Source organism: Blattabacterium sp. (Mastotermes darwiniensis) str. MADAR, from assembly GCF_000233435.1.
Classification (GTDB): Bacteria; Bacteroidota; Bacteroidia; order Flavobacteriales; family Blattabacteriaceae; genus Blattabacterium.
This window is the reverse complement of the sequence record NC_016146.1, coordinates 422,101-440,519: the sequence shown is the minus strand read 5'-3', so window position 1 is coordinate 440,519 and position 18,419 is coordinate 422,101. Positions and strand designations below refer to the sequence as shown.

Sequence of the window (18,419 nt, the reverse complement as noted above, 5' to 3'; positions counted from 1 at the left end):
TAAATTTTGAATAAAATTTTTTTTTTATCATTCTATTTATAGATCAGATCTTAAAAATTTATATAAAAACTCATTTTGAACTTGGAAGTGGCTTTTCCATATTTCCCTTTTTTTGGATTTTATTTATAGAAAATCCTGGAATGGCTTATGGAATTCATCTTGCTCCTGGATATTTTGGAAAAATTTTATTAAGTGTTTTTCGTTTTATTTTTGTTTTATTTTTATTTTTTTTTATTTATAAAAATGTAAAAAATAAATCTTCGAATTATTTGATGGTTCCTGTTGTTTTTATCCTCTCAGGAGCTATAGGCAATCTTTTGGATAGTATTTTTTATGGTTTATTATTTGATACAGGAACCGTTTATAATAGAGAAGATCATAAATGGATCGCCTATTCAGGAATTTCTAAGATACGTTCTTGGAAAAGTTTTGTTAGTGGAGTTGGTGGATATGCTTCCTTTATGGAAGGATGCGTAGTAGATATGTTTTATTTTCCTATAATTGATTTTTATATTCCCTATTGTATTCCACTTTTTGGGGGTTATAATTTTAAATTCTTTAGACCTGTTTTTAATTTATCCGATTTTGTAATATTTATTGGTTTTATTTTATTGTTAATTTTTAAAAAAAAGATTAAACATGTAAAGATTTTATAATTCTCATTATTTTTTTGAGAATTATAAAAATCTCTATAGATTTGTATCCACCTGATTTCCATTGTTAGTGAACAATTGTGTTGATCATGAAATAGCCGGTGTAGCTCAGATGGTCAGAGCACGTGATTTGTAATCTCGGTGTCGTGGGTTCGAATCCCTCCTCCGGCTTATTTTTTTTTTGGGGAGATACTCAAGTATGGTTAACGAGGACAGACTGTAAATCTGTTGGCTTTGCCTTCGCAGGTTCAAATCCTGCTCTCCCCATTTTTAATTGCGGAAGTAGCTCAGTTGGTTAGAGCATCAGCCTTCCAAGTTGAATGTCGCGGGTTCGAATCCCGTCTTCCGCTCCATTTATGGCCAATGTAGCTCAGTGGGAGAGCACTTTCTTGGTAAGAAAGAGGTCACGGGTTCAATTCCCGCCATTGGCTTTCTATTAAAAATTTAAGAAAATCATGGCAAAAGAAAAATTTAAACGTGACAAACCACATTTGAATATAGGGACCACAGGTCATGTGGATCATGGAAAAACGACTTTAACAGCAGCTATTACAAAAGTATTATCAGAAATGGGATTGGCAGAGGAAAAAAGTTTTGATGCAATTGATAATGCTCCAGAAGAGAAGGCTAGAGGAATTACCATAAATACTTCTCATGTAGAGTATGAAACGAATAAACGACATTATGCCCATGTCGATTGTCCAGGACATGCCGATTATATTAAAAATATGATTACTGGAGCAGCTCAAATGGATGGAACTATTTTGGTAGTGGCTGCTACAGATGGTCCTATGCCTCAAACCAGGGAGCACATTTTATTGGCACGTCAAGTAGGAGTTCCTAAAATAGTTGTTTTTATGAATAAAGTAGATCAAGTAGATGATCCAGAATTATTAGAATTGGTGGAAATGGAAATACGAGAATTGCTTTCTAAATATGAATATGAAGGGGATAAGATTCCTATTGTACAAGGATCCGCTTTAGGAGCTTTGAATGGAGATAAAAAATGGGTTAAAAAAATTCAGGAACTTATGAATATTTTAGATGAATATATTCCAGAACCAGTTCGTGAAATGGATAAACCATTTTTAATGCCTATAGAAGATGTATTTACCATAACTGGTAGGGGAACTGTAGCTACAGGACGTATTGAAAGTGGAATTATAAATACAGGAGATTTGGTAGATATTGTAGGTCTTGCAGAAATCAAACTATCATCCACAGTCACGGGAGTGGAAATGTTTCGTAAAATTTTGGATAAAGGTCAAGCAGGTGATAATGTAGGATTGCTATTACGTGGAATAGATAAAAAAGATATCAGACGTGGAATGGTCATAGGAAAACCAGGATCTATAACCCCTCACAAAAAATTTAGAGCTGAGGTGTATATACTTACAAAAGAGGAAGGAGGTAGGCATACTCCTTTTCATGATAAATATCGTCCTCAATTTTATTTGAGAACTACAGATGTTACTGGGGTGATTCATTTATTAGGAGGAGTAGAGATGGTTATGCCGGGGGATAATATTTCTATGGAAGTAGATTTACATCAGCCAGTTGCTTTGAATGAAAACTTACGTTTTGCTATTCGTGAAGGAGGAAAAACGGTTGGAGCAGGACAAGTTATTAAAATTATGGATGGATGATATTTCATCAAACGGATGTAGCTTAGTTGGTAGAGCATCGGTCTCCAAAACCGAAGGTCGTAAGTTCGATTCTTACCATCCGTGCAAATAAAATATGAAAAAAAATAATTTTTTTTTTGAGATTTATGATGAATTTTTTTATTGCATTACATGGCCTAAGTGGGTAGATTTGCAAATTACTACACTAATAGTGTCGTTTTTTTCTATATTTCTATCTATGTTTTTATATGGTGTAGATGGTTTGTTTATTTTTTTTATTAAAAAATTGTTTTCCTTATAAAAAAAAATTGATGAGTGATTTAGAAAGTTTAGAAAGAAAATGGTATGTTCTAAAAACCATTAGTGGTCAAGAAAATAAGATAAAATCATATATTGAGAATGAAATTAGAAATAATGGATTTCAAGAACATATAGGAAAGGTTTTGGTTCCCATTGAAAAAGTTATACAAATGAGAAAGGGAAAAAAAATTCATAGGGAAAAAGTTTATTATCCTGGATATGTGATGATAGAAGCTAATCTGGAAGGAGAAGCTGTACACGCCATTAAAAATGTTCCCGGTGTTATTAATTTTTTAAGTGAAGGAAAAGGTGGTTCCGCTATTCCAATGAGAAAAGAAGAAGTGAATAAGATGTTGGGGAAAATAGATCAATTATCAGAAAGCTATGAAAATATAAGTATTCCTTTTGTAATTGGGGAAACGATCAAGGTTATAGATGGTCCTTTTAATGGATTCAATGGAACTATAGAGAAAATTAATGAAGAAAAAAGAAAACTAGAATTATCAGTTTTAATTTTTGGGAGGAGGACTCCATTAGAATTGAATTTTACACAAATAGAAAAGATTTAATGGATAAAAAAGTAGTAAAAAGAATAAAAATCCAAAATATAATTGGAGGAAAAGCAAATCCTTCTCCTCCTATTGGTCCTATTTTAGGAAGTTCTGGAGTGAATATAATGGAATTCTGTAAACAGTACAATTTACGAACTAAAGAAGAATGGAATGGAAAAATATGTCCAGTGATCCTTACTATATATGAAGATAAATCTTTTGATTTTGTAATTAAGAAACCTCCAGTATCTATTCAGTTACTTAATGCAATACAATTAGAGAAAGGATCTAAGGAACCAAATCGTTCTAAAATTGGAAAAATAAGTTTGAATAAAATCAAAATAATTGCGGAAAATAAAATGGAAGATTTGAATTGTTTCTCAATTGAAGCTGCTATATCCATGGTATCTGGAACAGCACGTTCTATGGGGATAGAAATTTATAAATAATAATTTCATTGTCAATAAGATTAACTAAAAATAGAAAAATAATTCTAGCAAAAATAGATAATAAGAGAAAATATTCTTTAGAAGAAGCTTCTTCTCTTGTTAAAGAAATATCTTTTGTTAAATTTGATGCATCTGTGGATGTTTCTGTTCGTTTAAGAATAGATCCACATATTTCCTCCTCATCAAATCAAATGGGACGAGAAACTGTTCGATTACCACATGGAACAGGAAAAAATATTCGTATTTTAGCTTTAGTTACTAAAGATAAAGAATTAGAATCTAAAGAAGCTGGGGCAAATTATGTAGGATTAGATGATTACATAGAAAAGATTAAATCTGGATGGATGGAAATAGATGTTATAATTACTATGCCATTAATTATGAATAAATTGGTATCCATAGGAAAGATATTAGGACCAAAAGGATTAATGCCGAATCCTAGATTGGACACAGTATCTACTAATCCAGGAAAATCCATTAAAGAAATTAAATCTGGTAAAATATCGTTTAAGGTAGATCGTTTTGGAATTATTCATACTTCTATTGGAAGGGTTTCTTTTTCTCCAAAATGTTTATCGGATAATTTAACGACTTTGATGAAAAAAATTATTCGTGTTATCCGTAGTAAATCCTATTATTATAAAGGAATAAAAAGTATTTATCTATCTACTACCATGAGTAATAGTATATCTTTGGATGTTAAAAGTTTTGTAAAAGAATGAAGAAAGAAAAAAAAAGAAAAGAACTATTAGAATTAATTTCTTTATTATCGGATAATAATAATGCTACTATATATTTAATTGATATATCTGATTTAAATTCTAATCAAGTTTCTATTCTTAGAAAAAATTTTCATGAATATAATGTTAAAATGAAAGTAGTAAAAAATACTTTACTGAGAAAAGCTTTAGGAAAAATTTGCAATAAAAAATTCAATACTTTTTTTCCTATATTAAATGGGAATACCTCTATTTTATTTTCTACTTTAGGAAGTACTCCATCAAGAGTTATAAAAGATTTTCATTATAAAGAGAAAATAGAAAAACCTTATTTGAAAGGAGCATATGTGGAAGACTGTTTTTATTTTGGAAATAAAGATTTGGATCTATTGCTTAATATTAAGTCTAAAAAAGATCTTATAATTGATATTTTGAATATCCTTCGAAATCCAATTGAAAATATCCTTTTTTATTTAAAATTAGGAGAACATAAAATACATAATATTCTAGGAATATTGTCTTTAGGTAAAAATAAAAAAAAGAAATAAAATGATAGAAAAGTTAGCAGAACAATTGGTTAATCTTACTATTAAACAAGTTAATGAATTAGCTTCTTTTTTAAAAAAAGAGTATGGGATTGAACCTACTAATCCTCTTTTAGTTTCATCAGTAGCATCTTCTGATAAAGAAAAATATTCCGAAAAAAAAGAAGAAGAAAAGAATATTTTTGATTTAATTTTAAAATCATCAGGGAATTCTAAATTAGCTGTTGTAAAATTAGTTAAAGAAATTACTGGAAAAGGACTTAAAGAGTCCAAAGAATTGGTGGATAATATTCCAAATGTGCTCAAAGAATCTGTTGGAAAAAAAGAAGCAGAAGACTTAAAAAGGAGACTTGAGGAAATAGGAGCTGAAGTGGAATTGAAATAAAAAATATAATTTTTGGTTTTTTTTTATAAAAGTTTAAAATACTGTAAGATTTGGTGAATACAGAAAAAGAATCAGAAAGAATTACTTTTGCATCAGTGAAAGAAAAAGTAGAGTATCCTGATTTTTTGGATATTCAAATAAAATCTTTTAAAGAGTTTTTTCAAATTGATACAAAACCGGAAGAAAGAAAAAACGAAGGATTATTTAAAGCTTTTACAGAAAATTTTCCAATTTCTGATGCAAGGAATTCCTTTGTTTTAGAATTTAAAGGATATTCTATAGATTATCCTAGATATTCTATAGAAGAATGTATTGAAAGGGGGTTGACTTATAGTGTTCCTTTAAAGGCAAAATTGAAACTGTATTGTACGGATCCAGAACATGAGGATTTTGAAACTGTATATCAAGATGTTTATTTAGGAAATTATCCCTATATGACTCCTTCTGGATCTTTTATTTTTAATGGATCGGAACGTGTAATTGTTTCTCAATTACATCGTTCTCCTGGTGTCTTTTTTGGACAATCTCATCATGCAAATGGAACAAAATTATATTCTGCAAGAGTTATTCCTTTTAAAGGTTCTTGGATTGAATTTGCTACAGACATTAACAATGTTATGTATGCGTATATTGATAGAAAGAAAAAATTACCAATGACAACTTTATTGCGTGCTATTGGATATGAAAGAGACAAAAATATATTAGAAATATTTGATTTAGCAGAAGAATTTGAAGTTAATGAAGAAAATAAAAAGAATATTTTGAACAGAATTTTAGCTGCTAGAATATTGAATATTTGGCATGAAGATTCTGTGGATGAAGAAACAGGAGAAGTTATATCCATAGAAAAAAATGAAATTCTAATAGATAGAGATGTTATTCTAAAAAAAGAGCATATTGATCTAATTATTCAACATAAGATCAAAATAATTTGGTTGCATAAAGAAAGTGGAAAGAAGAAAGACTATTCTATTATTTATAATACCTTGCAAAAAGATCCTACAAATTCGGAAAAGGAAGCGGTAGAATATATATATAGACAACTTAGGAATACAGATCCACCAGATGAAGAAACAGCTAGAGGAATTATCGATAAGCTATTTTTTTCCGATTCTAGATATAGTTTAGGACCTGTAGGGAGATATCGATTAAATAAACGTCTTGGTTTAAATATTGATCCAAATCACTTAGTGTTGACTAAAGAGGATATTATTGCTATAGTTGAACATTTGAATGCTTTGTTTAATTCTAAAAGAGAGGTAGATGATATAGATCATTTGTCCAATAGACGTGTTAGAACTGTAGGAGAACAACTTTATACTCAATTTAGTATTGGTTTATCCAGGATGTCTAGAACTATTAGAGAACGTATGAATGTTCGAGATAATGAGGTTTTTATGCCAATAGATTTGATTAATTCTAAAACGTTATCTTCCGTTATAAATACTTTTTTTGGAACCAATCAATTATCTCAATTTATGGATCAGACTAATCCATTGTCTGAAATAACACACAAAAGAAGATTATCGGCTTTAGGTCCTGGAGGATTATCTAGGGAAAGAGCGGGGTTTGAAGTAAGAGATGTGAATTATTCTCATTATGGAAGGTTATGCCCTATTGAAACTCCAGAAGGGCCAAATATTGGATTAATTTCTTCTCTTTCTGTTTTTGCAAAGGTAAATAAAATGGGTTTTGTAGAAACTCCTTATAGGTCAACAAAAAATGGAAAAGTAGATTTTAAATCTAAGGTAAAATATTTAAGTGCAGAAGAGGAAGAAGGAAAAATTATCGCACAAGCCAATGCTGTAGATAGATATGGTAATTTTATTTCTGATAGAATTATAGCTCGTGAAGATGGAGATTTTCCAATAGTAAAACCGGAACAAGTAGATTATGTAGATGTTTATCCCAATCAAATAGCCTCCATATCTGCTTCTTTAATTCCTTTTTTGGAACATGATGATGCGAATAGAGCACTTATGGGATCCAATATGATGCGTCAAGCCGTTCCACTATTGAAACCTGAACAACCTATTGTAGGAACAGGATTAGAAAAAGTAGTAGCAAGGGATTCTCGTATTTTAATTAATGCAAGAAGTAATGGAATAGTAGAATACATTGATGCAAGAAAAATAATTATTCGTTATGATCAAACGGAAAAAGAATCTATGGTGAGTTTTGATTCTGAAATTCTGGTTTATGATTTGATCAAATTTAGAAAAACCAATCAAAATACATGTATCAATTTAAAACCTATTGTTAAAAAAGGAATGAGAATAGTAAAAGGACAAATATTGTGTGAAGGATATGCTACTGAAAATGGAGAATTGGCTTTAGGAAGGAATTTAAGAGCTGCTTTTATTCCTTGTAATGGATACAATTTTGAAGATGCAGTACTTATTTCAGAAAAGGTAGTGAGTGAAGATTGGTTTACGTCTATTCATATAGAGGAGTATTCTTTAGATGTCCGTGATACAAAATTAGGAATGGAAGAATTAACCAATGACATTCCCAATGTTAGTGAAGAAGCTACTAAAAATTTGGATGAAAATGGGATTATTCGTGTTGGAGCCGAAGTGAAACCTGGTGATATACTTATTGGAAAAATAACTCCAAAAGGAGAATCTGATCCTACTCCAGAAGAAAAATTATTAAGAGCTATTTTTGGAGATAAAGCAGGAAATGTAAAAGATGCTTCTTTAAGAGCAGAACCTTCCTTATTTGGAGTTGTAATTGATACAAAACTATTTACTAGAAGCATAAAAGATAAAAAATCTAGAGCTAAGGATAGAATGCAGATAGAACGTCTAGAAAAAGAACACAATAAAAAATTTTCGGATTTAAGAAATAAGTTATTACAAAAATTGTGTACTATTTTGCATGGAAAGATTTCTAAAAAAATATTTTGGAATAATGAAAGAAAAATAATAGAGAAAGGAACTAAATTTACCTTAAAATTACTTAATAGAATATCGGATTATTCAGTAATAGATCCATACAATTGGACTGATGATGTAGAAACCAATAATCTTGTATCGGAAGTATTACACAATTATGAGATTTCGGTTAATGATTTAAATAGTGTTTTGAAACATAAAAAAATTTCTATTACGGTTGGAGATGAATTACCTTCCGGTATTGTAAAAATGGCTAAAGTTTATATTGCAAAAAAAAGAAAGTTAAAAGTAGGAGATAAAATGGCTGGTAGGCATGGAAATAAAGGAGTAGTAGCGCGTATCCTTCGTGAAGAAGATATGCCATTTTTAGAAGATGGAAGTCCCGTAGATATTGTTTTAAATCCATTAGGAGTTCCGTCTAGGATGAATATTGGACAGATATATGAAACAGTATTAGGTTGGGCGGGATATAAGTTAAATACTAAATTTGCTACACCTATATTTGATGGAGCTAGCATAGAAAAAATATCGGAATATACGGATAAAGCTGAAATTCCTCGTTTTGGAACAACCTATTTGTTTGATGGAGGAACTGGAGAGAGATTTGATCAACCTGCAACAGTAGGAGTCATATATATGTTAAAGCTTGGTCATATGGTAGATGATAAAATGCATGCTCGTTCTATAGGTCCTTATTCTCTTATTACTCAACAACCTTTAGGAGGGAAATCTCAATTCGGAGGTCAACGTTTTGGAGAAATGGAAGTTTGGGCTTTAGAAGCTTTTGGAGCTTCCAATATATTACGTGAAATATTAACGGTGAAATCAGATGATGTTATAGGAAGGGCTAAAACTTATGAAGCAATAGTTAAAGGAGATCCTATGCCAGAACCAAATAATCCAGAATCTTTTAATGTTTTATGTTATGAATTGAAAGGATTAGGTTTGGATATTAATTTAGAAGAGTAAAAATTATTATCCGTTATAAAAAATGAATAGAAAAAAAAATAATAGATTTAAAAAAATTACAATTCGGTTGGCATCTCCAGAATCTATATTAAAAGAATCTCATGGAGAAGTTTTAAAACCAGAAACAATCAATTACAGAACTCATAAACCTGAGAGAGATGGTCTTTTTTGTGAACGTATTTTTGGTCCAGTCAAAGATTATGAATGTGCTTGTGGAAAATATAAAAGAATTCGTTACAAAGGAATTGTTTGTGATAGATGTGGAGTTGAAGTTACTGAGAAAAAAGTGAGGAGGGAACGTATGGGACATATTAGTCTTGTTGTTCCTGTAGTTCATATTTGGTGTTTTCGTTCTTCCCCTAACAAAATAGGCTATTTATTAGGTTACCCATCTAAAAAGCTGGATATGATCATTTATTATGAACGGTATGTGGTAATACAAGGTGGGATAGCATCTCGTAAAGATGGAACTAGTTTACAAAAAGGAGATTTTCTTACAGAAGAAGAATATTTATCTGTTTTACAAAAACTTCCAAAAGAAAATCAGTTTTTAGAGGATGCAGATCCAAATAAATTTATAGCTAAAATGGGAGCAGATTGTATAGAGGATCTTTTAAATCGTCTAGATTTAGATGTTTTATCTTTTGAATTAAGAAATCAAGCTAAAAATGAAACGTCAAAACAAAGAAAAACTGAAGCATTAAAACGCTTACAAATAGTAGAATCATTTAGAGAAGGTAAAAAAAATGGAGGAAATGTTTCTTGGATGATTATTCATGTTTTATCTGTTATTCCTCCTGAATTACGTCCTTTGGTCCCTTTGGATGGAGGTCGTTATGCAGCTTCTGATATGACAGATTTGTATCGTCGTGTTCTTATAAGGAATAATCGTTTGAAACGACTTATAGAGATTAAAGCTCCTGAAGTGATTCTTAGAAATGAAAAGAGAATGCTTCAAGAAGCTGTAGATTCTCTTTTTGATAATTCAAGAAAAGTTTCTGCAGTAAAGTCTGAAGCTAATCGTCCTTTAAAATCTTTATCGGATTCTTTAAAAGGAAAACAAGGTCGTTTTAGACAGAATCTTCTTGGAAAAAGAGTAGATTATTCTGCTCGTTCAGTTATTGTAGTAGGGCCTCATTTAAAATTGCATGAATGTGGACTTCCTAAAGATATGGCTGCAGAGCTTTATAAACCTTTTGTTATAAGAAAATTGATTGAAAGAGGAATAGTAAAAACTGTAAAATCTTCTAAAAAAATTATTGATAAAAGAGATCCCATGATATGGGATATTTTGGAAAATGTATTGAAAGGTCATCCTGTATTGTTGAATAGAGCTCCTACCTTACATAGATTGGGTATTCAAGCTTTTCAACCTAAATTAATAGAAGGAAAAGCTATTCAATTACATCCTTTAGTTTGTGCAGCTTTTAATGCAGATTTTGATGGAGATCAAATGGCCGTACATTTGCCTTTGTCTCCTGGAGCTATTTTAGAAGCTCAAATCCTGATGTTGGCTTCTCAAAATATATTGAATCCTGCTAATGGATCCCCTATAACTGTTCCATCTCAAGATATGGTGTTGGGATTGTATTACATGACTAAACCATTATATTCCTCAAATAATAGAAAAGTAAAAGGAGAAAATCTTACTTTTTATTCTTCAGAGGAGGTAGAAATAGCTTACAATCAAAATATAGTAGAATTGCATGCCGTAATTAGAGTAAAAGTATCTGTTCGAAAAGATAATAATTCATTATCTAATCAATTGATAGAAACTACTGTAGGGAGAGTGTTATTTAATAAAGTTGTTCCTAAAAAAGTAGGATATATTAACGAATCTCTTACGAAAAAATCTTTAAGAGAGATTATAGGAAAAATTTTACATTTTACAGATGTTCCTACTACTGCAAAATTTTTAGATGATATTAAAGAATTAGGATTCTATAATGCATTTAAAGGAGGTCTTTCTTTTGGATTAGGGGATATTATTATACCGGATGATAAAAAGGATATGGTTGATCATGCTATCAAGCAAGTTGATAATGTAAAAATGAATTATAATATGGGTTTAATAACCAATAATGAACGTTACAATCAAGTTATTGATGTATGGACCAACACAAATTCTATGCTCACAGAAAAAGTAATGAAACATATGCGTGAGGATAAACAGGGTTTTAATCCTGTGTACATGATGTTGGATTCAGGAGCTAGAGGATCTAAGGAACAAATTCGTCAACTTTCTGGAATGCGGGGTTTGATGGCTAAACCTCAAAAAGCAGGATCTTCTAGTGGAGAGATTATAGAAAATCCGATTTTATCAAACTTTAGAGAAGGACTTTCTATTTTAGAATATTTTATATCTACTCATGGAGCTCGCAAAGGATTAGCAGATACAGCTCTAAAAACTGCAGATGCAGGATATCTTACACGACGTTTAGTCGATGCAGCACAGGATGTGATTATCAAAATGGAGGATTGTAAAACTTTGCGTGGTTTAAAAATTTATTCCTTAAAAAAAAATGAAGAAATAGTTGAGACGTTATTCGATAGAATTTTAGGACGTATATCTTTAAACGATGTTTGTCATCCTGAAAATAATCAAGTAATAGTTTCTTCTGGAGAAATAATTGACGAAAAAATTGCGTATACAATTGAGAAGTCTGGGATAGAATTTGTGGAGGTTCGTTCTCCTCTCACTTGTGAATCTAAAATGGGTATTTGTTCTAAATGTTATGGAAGAAATCTATCTACAGGAAAAATAGTTCAAAAAGGAGAAGCTGTAGGAGTTATTGCTGCTCAGTCTATTGGAGAACCTGGAACTCAATTAACTCTTAGAACTTTTCATGTTGGGGGAACAGCTGGAAATATTACAGAATCTTCACAAATACAAGCAAAATATGATGGAATTATAGAGTTTGAAGACTTGAAAGTTGTACAAATAAAAAATGATTATGGAAAAAAAGTAGATGTTGTAGTCTCTCGTTCTGCAGAAATGAAACTTTTTAATCAAAATAAATCATCTATTTTAATGGTTCATAATATTCCTTATGGATCTACTTTATATGTTAAATCTGGTGATAAATTAAAAGAAGGAGATAAGATATGTAAATGGGATTTGTATAATGCTGTTATTGTAGCAGAATATAGTGGAAGAATATCTTATCAACATTTAGAACAAGGAATTACCTATCAAGTAGAAATAGATGAACAAACTGGATTTAAAGAAAAAGTTATTACAGAAGTAAGGAATAAGAATTTGATACCAACATTAAAAATCATTGATGATAATGATGAAGAACTGAAAGTCTATAATTTACCGGTAGGTGCTCATTTAATGGTAGAGGATAAAGAAGAAATAGAAGTAGGAAAAATTTTGGTGAAAGTTCCTAGGAAATCTGCTAAATCTGGAGATATTACAGGTGGATTGCCTCGTTTGTCTGAATTATTCGAAGCTCGTAATCCTTCTAATCCAGCTGTAGTATCAGAAATGGATGGAATAGTAAGTCATGGAAAAATAAAAAGAGGGAATAGAGAAATTATTGTTGAGTCTAAAACAGGAGAAATTAGAAAATATCTCGTTAAACTTTCTAATCAGATTCTTGTTCAAGAGAATGATTATGTAAAGGCAGGAATGCCTTTATCAGATGGGGCTGTTACTCCAAATGATATTTTAAATATCCAAGGAGCTAGAGCAGTTCAAGAATATTTAGTTAAAGAAATACAAGAAGTATATCGTTTGCAGGGAGTAAAAATCAATGATAAACATTTTGAGGTAATTGTTTTACAAATGATGCGAAAGGTAGAAGTTCTAGAAGTCGGAGATACCAGATTTTTAGAAGGAAATATTGAATATAAAGATGATTTTATAGAAGAAAATGATAGAATATCTAGAATGAAAGTGGTTGAAGATCCTGGAGATTCTGAAATATTTCAATTTGGAGATCTGATTAGTTGTAGAGATTTTAGAAATGAAAATGCAGTTTTAAAATATAAAAAGAAGAAACTGATAAAAACTAGAAATGCGATTCCAGCAACGGCAAGACCTATATTACAGGGAATTACAAGAGCAGCTTTACAAACTAAATCTTTTATATCTGCAGCTTCTTTTCAAGAAACTACAAAAGTTTTAAGTGAAGCAGCTATTAGTAGTAAAACCGATAATTTATATGGATTAAAAGAAAATGTTATTGTAGGTCATAAAATTCCTGCAGGAACTGGTTTAATAGAATATGAAAATACTATATCAGAAATTTTCTGATTTAGATTTATTGTTGATTTTGTTCCATTTATCCTTAATAGAAACTGTCTTATGAAAAACTAGTTGATCATTGTAATTATCTGCATAAAAATATCCAATTCTTTGGAACTGGAAATGATCTCCTTTTTTTGCATTCCGAATGGATGGTTCTGCATAAGCCATTATTTTTTCTATTGATTTTGGATTAATATATTTTTTAAAATTTTTATTTGTATCTCTTTTTAAGAAAAGAGGAGAATATAGATGTATTTGTATAGGAATGGAATGTTTGATAGAAACCCAGTGTAAAGTGCTTTTTATTCTTCCTTTTTTTTCCGTTTTTACTTTTTTACCAGATTTGCTTGTAGGATCATAGGAACAATGTATTTCTATAATTTTTTCATTAGAATCTTTTACTATAGAATTGGCTTTAATAATGTAAGCATTTTTAAGTCTTACTTCTTGTCCAATTGAAAGTCTAAAAAATTTTTTTCTTTTTTTTTCTAAAAAATCATTTTTTTCAATATATAAAAATTTAGAAAAAGGGATTTTTCTACATCCAAATTTTGGATTTTCTGGATTATTTTCTGCATTAACCCATTCAGTATAATTGGAAGAATAATTATCAATGATAAGTTTTATAGGATCTAATACAACCATTACTCTAGGCGATATTTTATTCAAATGTTCTCTAATTCTAAATTCTAAAAGAGATGTGTCAATAATATTATTTCTTTTTGTGATTCCTATTTCTTGAATGAAATTTTTTATAGCTATAGCAGTGTAACCTCTACAACGCAATCCAGCTATGGTAAAAAGACGTGGATCTTCCCAGGATTGTATTATTTTTTTTTCTATTAAGTATTGTATTTTTCTTTTACTAGTTATAGAATGACTCAAGTTTAATCTTGAAAATTCTATTTGTTTAGGTCTTATTTTATTTTTTTCACAAATTTGATCTAGATACCAATTGTATAAAGGACGTCTATTTTCAAATTCTAAGGAACATAATGAATGAGATATTTGTTCAATATAATCACATAGACCATGAGTCCAATCATAAGTTGGATAAATACACCATTGGTTTTTTGTACGATGATGTTTTTTTTTTAATATTCTATACATTATTGGATCTCTCATATTCATGTTGGAAGAATTCATGTTTATTTTTGCTCTTAATACACATGATTTTTCTTCAAAGAAACCGTTTTTCATTTTTTCAAATAAATCTAAATTTTTTTGGATGGATCTATTTCTATAATCACTATGAATTCCATATTCAAAAGGATTTTTTCTTTGTAATTGTATTATATTTTTAGGTTGATCATCCACATAAGCTTTATTTATTTTAATAAGTTTTATAGCCCATTCATAAAGTTTTTGAAAATAATCCGAAGCATAACCTTCTTGACTCCATTCAAAGCCAAAAAATCGTATATCTTTTTTTATAGATTCTATAAATTTATTTTCTTCTCCAATAGGATTGGTATCGTCAAATCTTAAAATTACTGGAGCTTTATACTTTTTTCCCAATTCAAAATTTAGATACATGGCCTTAACATGTCCAATATGAAGATAACCATTTGGTTCTGGTGGGAATCTAAATCTAATTTTTTCAATTGGAAACCCATTTTTTATATCTTCTTCTATAATTTTTTCAATAAAGTGTAAATGTGATTTTATTATCGTAAATAATTAAATTGTAAAAAATCGACAAATTTAATGATTTTTTTATAAAAAATCTATTTTTGTTATAAATATATACTGATGAATTATTTTGAAACTGTTCAATGGATTTTTAATCGTTTACCAATTTATCAAAATATTGGATTAAAATCATATAAACCAGGTTTAAAAAGAATACAAACTTTTTGTTCTTATTTAGGAAATCCTCAAAATTGTTTTAAAAGTATTCATGTAGGGGGAACAAATGGAAAAGGATCTACAGTTCATATGTTATCTTCCATTTTACAAGAAGAAAAGTATAATGTTGGTTGGTTGACTTCTCCTCATCTAGTGGATTTTAGAGAAAGAATTAGCTGTAATGGATTGTTAATAGAAAAAGATTTTATCATAGATTTTATCAAGGATAATAAAAAAATTATAGAGAAAGAACAAATTTCTTTTTTTGAAATGAATACTGCTTTAGCTTTTCAATATTTTAAAGAAAAAAAAATTTATATAGCAGTAATTGAGGTAGGAATGGGAGGTCTTTTAGATTCTACTAATATTATATGTCCTGAAATATCCGTAATTACTAATATTAGTGAAGATCATACGGAAATTCTTGGAAAAGATCTATTGGAAATAGCTTTAGCAAAAGCAGGAATTATAAAAAAAAATATATCGGTTCTAATTGGAAATAGAATATCAAATAATATAAAATTACTTTTTTTGAAAGAAGCTTTAAAAAAAAATTCTCCTATATATTTTTCAAAATATATAAAAGATTATTCTAAATATCAAATTCCTTTGGAAGCCAACTATCAAAATTTCAATAAAATAATTGTGTTAAATACTATAGATATTTTACAGAAAAAAAAAAATGTTTTTGTTTCGAATAAATCTATAAGAAATGGATTGAAAAATGTTATTAAAAATACCAATTTAAAAGGACGTTGGCATATATTACGGAATAATCCAAAAATTATTTGTGATATTGCTCATAATGAAGATGGGTTTTTTATGGTGAGTAACCAATTAAAAAAAGAATCGTATCAAAACTTACATTTAGTATTAGGTTTTGTAAAAGAAAAAAAAGTAGAAAAGTTATTAAAATATTTTCCTACTGAAGCTTTTTATTATTTTTGTCAACCAAATATAGAAAGGAAATTTCCTATTCATGATTTAAAAATATTGGTAAAGAGAATTTTTAATAAAAACAAAAAAGTAAATTTTTTTACTTCTGTAAAAAAAGCTTTTTTATACGCTCAATACAAATCTAAAAAAAGGGATTTGATTTTGATAAGTGGAAGTACTTTTGTTGTATCTGAAGTTTTAATTTTAAATTTTTCCTTACATTTGGAAAACAAGGGCAATTAGCTCAGTTTGGTTTAGAGCATCTGTTTTACAAGCAGGAGGTCACTGGTTCAAATCCAGTATTGCCCACTTTCTTTAAAATAAAAGAAAATATTTCTTCTTTTTCTTTTGGATGAAACCATGTTATCGAAGGATCTTTTCTGTACCATGTTAATTGTCTTTTTGCATATTTTCTAGTGTTTTTTTTTATTTTTTCTATAACTTCTTGAATAGAAGTTTTTTTTTTATAAAAAAAATCAAATAATTCTTTGTATCCTATGGTTTTTAAACTATTTAAATGTCTATAAGAGTAATATTTTCTTGCTTCGTTCAATAGTCCATTTTGAATCATTTTTTCTACTCTGTTACTTATTCGGAAATAAATTTCATTTATTGGTAGAATTAATCCTATTTTTATAACAGTAAAATTCTTTTTTGATTTTCTTTTGAAGAAAAAAGAAGGAAGAGAACCAGTAGATTTAACTATTTCTAAAAATCTAATTAAACGTATTGGGTTGTTAAAATCTAAATGAATTGGAAATCCTTCATATTTTTTTACTTCCTTCTGTAAAAAAGAAATTCCTTTTTTTTTGAAATTATAAATTAAATTCTTTCTAATATTTGAATCGATATAAGGAATATCCGATAATCCATCTGTAACTGCTTTTTCATACAACCCCGATCCTCCTACCATAATTAAAATAGAGTATTTGTGAAATAATTCATTCATTTTATTACAAGAATCTCTTTCAAAATACTTTGCATTATAAATTTGATGAATGGTTAAATGTCCTATAAAATGATGAGGAATAGAGCTAAGTTCTTCCAAAGTAGGCATGGAAGTACCTATTTTTAGTTCCTTATAGAATTGTCTGGAATCACAAGATAGAATTTCTGTTTTCAATTTTTTTGCTAAAAAAAGTGAAATAGATGTTTTTCCAACACTTGTTGGTCCCAAAATAGAAATGAGAAATTTCAATCTTGATGAATTTGAGAATATTTAGATAACTTTTTAAACATCCAATAATCTGCTAAAACCAAAGCAGTCATAGATTCTACAATGGGAATAGCACGAGGAAGTACACAAGGATCATGTCTTCCTTTTCCTTCTATAAAAACGAAATTTCCATATTTATCTATTGTTTTTTGTTTTTTCATGATTGTAGCAACGGGTTTAAAGGCTATTCTAAAATAAATATCCATTCCGTTTGATATACCACCTTGTATTCCCCCAGATAAATTAGTTTTAGTACTTTGATCCGTATTGAATAAATCATTATGTTGAGAACCTGTTAATTTAGATCCAGAAAAACCACTACCATATTCAAATCCTTTAACTGCATTAATTGAAAGCATTGCTTTTGCTAATTCAGCATGTAATTTTTCAAAAACAGGTTCTCCCATTCCTGATGGAACATTTTTTATTACACAAGTAATTGTACCTCCCACAGTATCTCCTTCTTTCTTCATTTTATGAATTAAAGACATCATTTTTTTTTCAGTATGTGGATCTGGACATCTTATAGGTGATTTTTCTATATTTTTTTTCGATAGATCAAGATCTTGATAAGATTTATTTATTGAGATGTTTCCTACGGAAGAAACATAGGACAGTATATGAATGTTTTTTATTACTTGTTTAGCAATAGATCCAGCTACTACTCTGCATATTGTTTCACGAGCAGAAGAACGACCTCCTCCCCTATAATCCCTTATTCCATATTTTTTTTCATATGTAAAATCTGAATGAGAAGGACGATATACATTTCGTAGATGATTATAATCTTCAGATTTATAATCTTTATTGTAGATTAAAAATCCAATAGGAGTTCCTGTAGTTTTTTTATCTACAATTCCAGAAAGAAAATTTACTTTATCTGGTTCATTTCTTTGAGTAACAATAGATGATTGTCCCGGTCTTCTACGATTTAATTCATTTTGAATTTCTTCAAAATCTAATTCTATACCTGCTGGACATCCATCGATAACACCGCCTAAAGCATTTCCATGACTTTCTCCAAAAGTAGTAACCCTAAACAAATGTCCAAAAATATTACCAGCCATAATT

14 protein-coding genes and 6 tRNA genes are annotated in these 18,419 nt (G+C 29.3%); 17 read left to right on the top strand and 3 right to left on the bottom strand.

Annotation, left to right across the window (positions count from 1 at the left end; all coding sequences use genetic code 11):
* Positions 1–26: 26 nt before the first annotated feature.
* From MADAR_RS02195 to rpoC, 15 genes are all read left to right on the top strand, one after another.
* Positions 27–656, top strand: coding sequence for a lipoprotein signal peptidase (locus MADAR_RS02195; RefSeq protein WP_041178001.1), 630 nt, complete (start codon positions 27–29; stop codon positions 654–656).
* Positions 657–750: 94 nt separating this feature from the next.
* Positions 751–824: transfer RNA gene (locus tag MADAR_RS02190), tRNA-Thr, on the top strand.
* A 12-nt stretch (positions 825–836) separates the two neighbouring features.
* Positions 837–920 (top strand) — tRNA-Tyr (locus tag MADAR_RS02185).
* 9 nt (positions 921–929) lie between these two features.
* Positions 930–1,006: transfer RNA gene (locus tag MADAR_RS02180), tRNA-Gly, on the top strand.
* Positions 1,007–1,012: 6 nt separating this feature from the next.
* Positions 1,013–1,084: transfer RNA gene (locus MADAR_RS02175), tRNA-Thr, on the top strand.
* Positions 1,085–1,108: 24 nt separating this feature from the next.
* Positions 1,109–2,299, top strand: a complete 1,191-nt coding sequence (gene tuf, locus MADAR_RS02170; protein ID WP_014158899.1) for an elongation factor Tu — start codon at positions 1,109–1,111, stop codon at positions 2,297–2,299.
* Between the two features lie 11 nt (positions 2,300–2,310).
* A tRNA-Trp gene (locus MADAR_RS02165) sits at positions 2,311–2,383 on the top strand.
* A 10-nt stretch (positions 2,384–2,393) separates the two neighbouring features.
* Positions 2,394–2,579, top strand: a complete 186-nt coding sequence (secE, locus tag MADAR_RS02160) for a preprotein translocase subunit SecE (protein ID WP_014158898.1) — start codon at positions 2,394–2,396, stop codon at positions 2,577–2,579.
* A gap of 10 nt (positions 2,580–2,589) precedes the next feature.
* The gene (nusG, locus tag MADAR_RS02155; protein WP_014158897.1) at positions 2,590–3,147 is read left to right on the top strand and encodes a transcription termination/antitermination protein NusG; all 558 of its coding nucleotides are present in this window, start codon (positions 2,590–2,592) and stop codon (positions 3,145–3,147) included.
* Positions 3,147–3,578: a 50S ribosomal protein L11 gene (gene rplK, locus MADAR_RS02150; protein ID WP_014158896.1), complete on the top strand. Its 432-nt coding sequence runs from the start codon at positions 3,147–3,149 to the stop codon at positions 3,576–3,578. The genes nusG and rplK overlap by 1 nt, the downstream gene beginning before the upstream one ends.
* A gap of 8 nt (positions 3,579–3,586) precedes the next feature.
* On the top strand, positions 3,587–4,300 hold the full coding sequence (rplA, locus tag MADAR_RS02145) for a 50S ribosomal protein L1 (protein ID WP_014158895.1): 714 nt from the start codon (positions 3,587–3,589) through the stop codon (positions 4,298–4,300).
* Complete coding sequence (gene rplJ / locus MADAR_RS02140; RefSeq protein ID WP_014158894.1) at positions 4,297–4,845, top strand: 50S ribosomal protein L10; 549 nt, start codon at positions 4,297–4,299, stop codon at positions 4,843–4,845. Before rplA ends, rplJ begins: the two co-directional genes overlap by 4 nt.
* 1 nt (position 4,846) lies before the next feature.
* Entirely contained in the window at positions 4,847–5,227 is a 381-nt protein-coding gene (gene rplL, locus MADAR_RS02135) for a 50S ribosomal protein L7/L12 (RefSeq protein ID WP_014158893.1), read from the top strand.
* A 53-nt stretch (positions 5,228–5,280) separates the two neighbouring features.
* The gene (rpoB, locus tag MADAR_RS02130) at positions 5,281–9,093 is read left to right on the top strand and encodes a DNA-directed RNA polymerase subunit beta (RefSeq protein WP_041178000.1); all 3,813 of its coding nucleotides are present in this window, start codon (positions 5,281–5,283) and stop codon (positions 9,091–9,093) included.
* Positions 9,094–9,115: 22 nt separating this feature from the next.
* Positions 9,116–13,354 carry a DNA-directed RNA polymerase subunit beta' gene (gene rpoC / locus MADAR_RS02125; protein WP_014158891.1) on the top strand — a complete coding sequence of 1,413 codons (4,239 nt, stop codon included), beginning with the start codon at positions 9,116–9,118 and terminating at the stop codon, positions 13,352–13,354.
* Here rpoC and glnS read toward each other — a convergent pair.
* Entirely contained in the window at positions 13,340–14,995 is a 1,656-nt protein-coding gene (gene glnS / locus MADAR_RS02120) for a glutamine--tRNA ligase (RefSeq protein WP_049779092.1), read from the bottom strand. The two genes, rpoC and glnS, sit on opposite strands and share 15 nt — an antisense overlap.
* A 105-nt stretch (positions 14,996–15,100) precedes the next feature.
* Here glnS and MADAR_RS03015 point away from each other — a divergent pair, with 105 nt between their 5' ends.
* Both MADAR_RS03015 and MADAR_RS02115 read left to right on the top strand, forming a co-directional pair.
* Positions 15,101–16,375, top strand: coding sequence for a folylpolyglutamate synthase/dihydrofolate synthase family protein (locus MADAR_RS03015; protein WP_014158889.1), 1,275 nt, complete (start codon positions 15,101–15,103; stop codon positions 16,373–16,375).
* Positions 16,366–16,441 (top strand) — tRNA-Val (locus MADAR_RS02115). Before MADAR_RS03015 ends, MADAR_RS02115 begins: the two co-directional genes overlap by 10 nt.
* On the opposite strand, the gene miaA is transcribed toward MADAR_RS02115, so the two are convergent.
* Together miaA and aroC are read right to left on the bottom strand one after the other, a co-directional pair.
* Positions 16,401–17,309: a tRNA (adenosine(37)-N6)-dimethylallyltransferase MiaA gene (gene miaA / locus MADAR_RS03010; RefSeq protein ID WP_238523431.1), complete on the bottom strand. Its 909-nt coding sequence runs from the start codon at positions 17,307–17,309 to the stop codon at positions 16,401–16,403. The two genes, MADAR_RS02115 and miaA, sit on opposite strands and share 41 nt — an antisense overlap.
* A 17-nt stretch (positions 17,310–17,326) precedes the next feature.
* A complete protein-coding gene (aroC, locus tag MADAR_RS02110) occupies positions 17,327–18,415 on the bottom strand; it encodes a chorismate synthase (protein ID WP_014158887.1) in 1,089 nt (362 codons plus the stop codon).
* Between the last annotated feature and the right edge of the window lie 4 nt (positions 18,416–18,419).

What these genes read in the sequence shown, in the direction of transcription:
- tuf (WP_014158899.1), top strand. Translation starts at nt 1,109, where the DNA reads ATGGCAAAAGAAAAATTTAAACGTGACAAACCACATTTGAATATAGGG.
- secE (WP_014158898.1), top strand. Translation starts at nt 2,394, where the DNA reads ATGAAAAAAAATAATTTTTTTTTTGAGATTTATGATGAATTTTTTTAT.
- nusG (WP_014158897.1), top strand. Translation starts at nt 2,590, where the DNA reads ATGAGTGATTTAGAAAGTTTAGAAAGAAAATGGTATGTTCTAAAAACC.
- rplK (WP_014158896.1), top strand. Translation starts at nt 3,147, where the DNA reads ATGGATAAAAAAGTAGTAAAAAGAATAAAAATCCAAAATATAATTGGA.
- rplJ (WP_014158894.1), top strand. Translation starts at nt 4,297, where the DNA reads ATGAAGAAAGAAAAAAAAAGAAAAGAACTATTAGAATTAATTTCTTTA.
- rplL (WP_014158893.1), top strand. Translation starts at nt 4,847, where the DNA reads ATGATAGAAAAGTTAGCAGAACAATTGGTTAATCTTACTATTAAACAA.
- rpoC (WP_014158891.1), top strand. Translation starts at nt 9,116, where the DNA reads ATGAATAGAAAAAAAAATAATAGATTTAAAAAAATTACAATTCGGTTG.
- MADAR_RS03015 (WP_014158889.1), top strand. Translation starts at nt 15,101, where the DNA reads ATGAATTATTTTGAAACTGTTCAATGGATTTTTAATCGTTTACCAATT.
- aroC (WP_014158887.1), bottom strand. Translation starts at nt 18,415, where the DNA reads ATGGCTGGTAATATTTTTGGACATTTGTTTAGGGTTACTACTTTTGGA.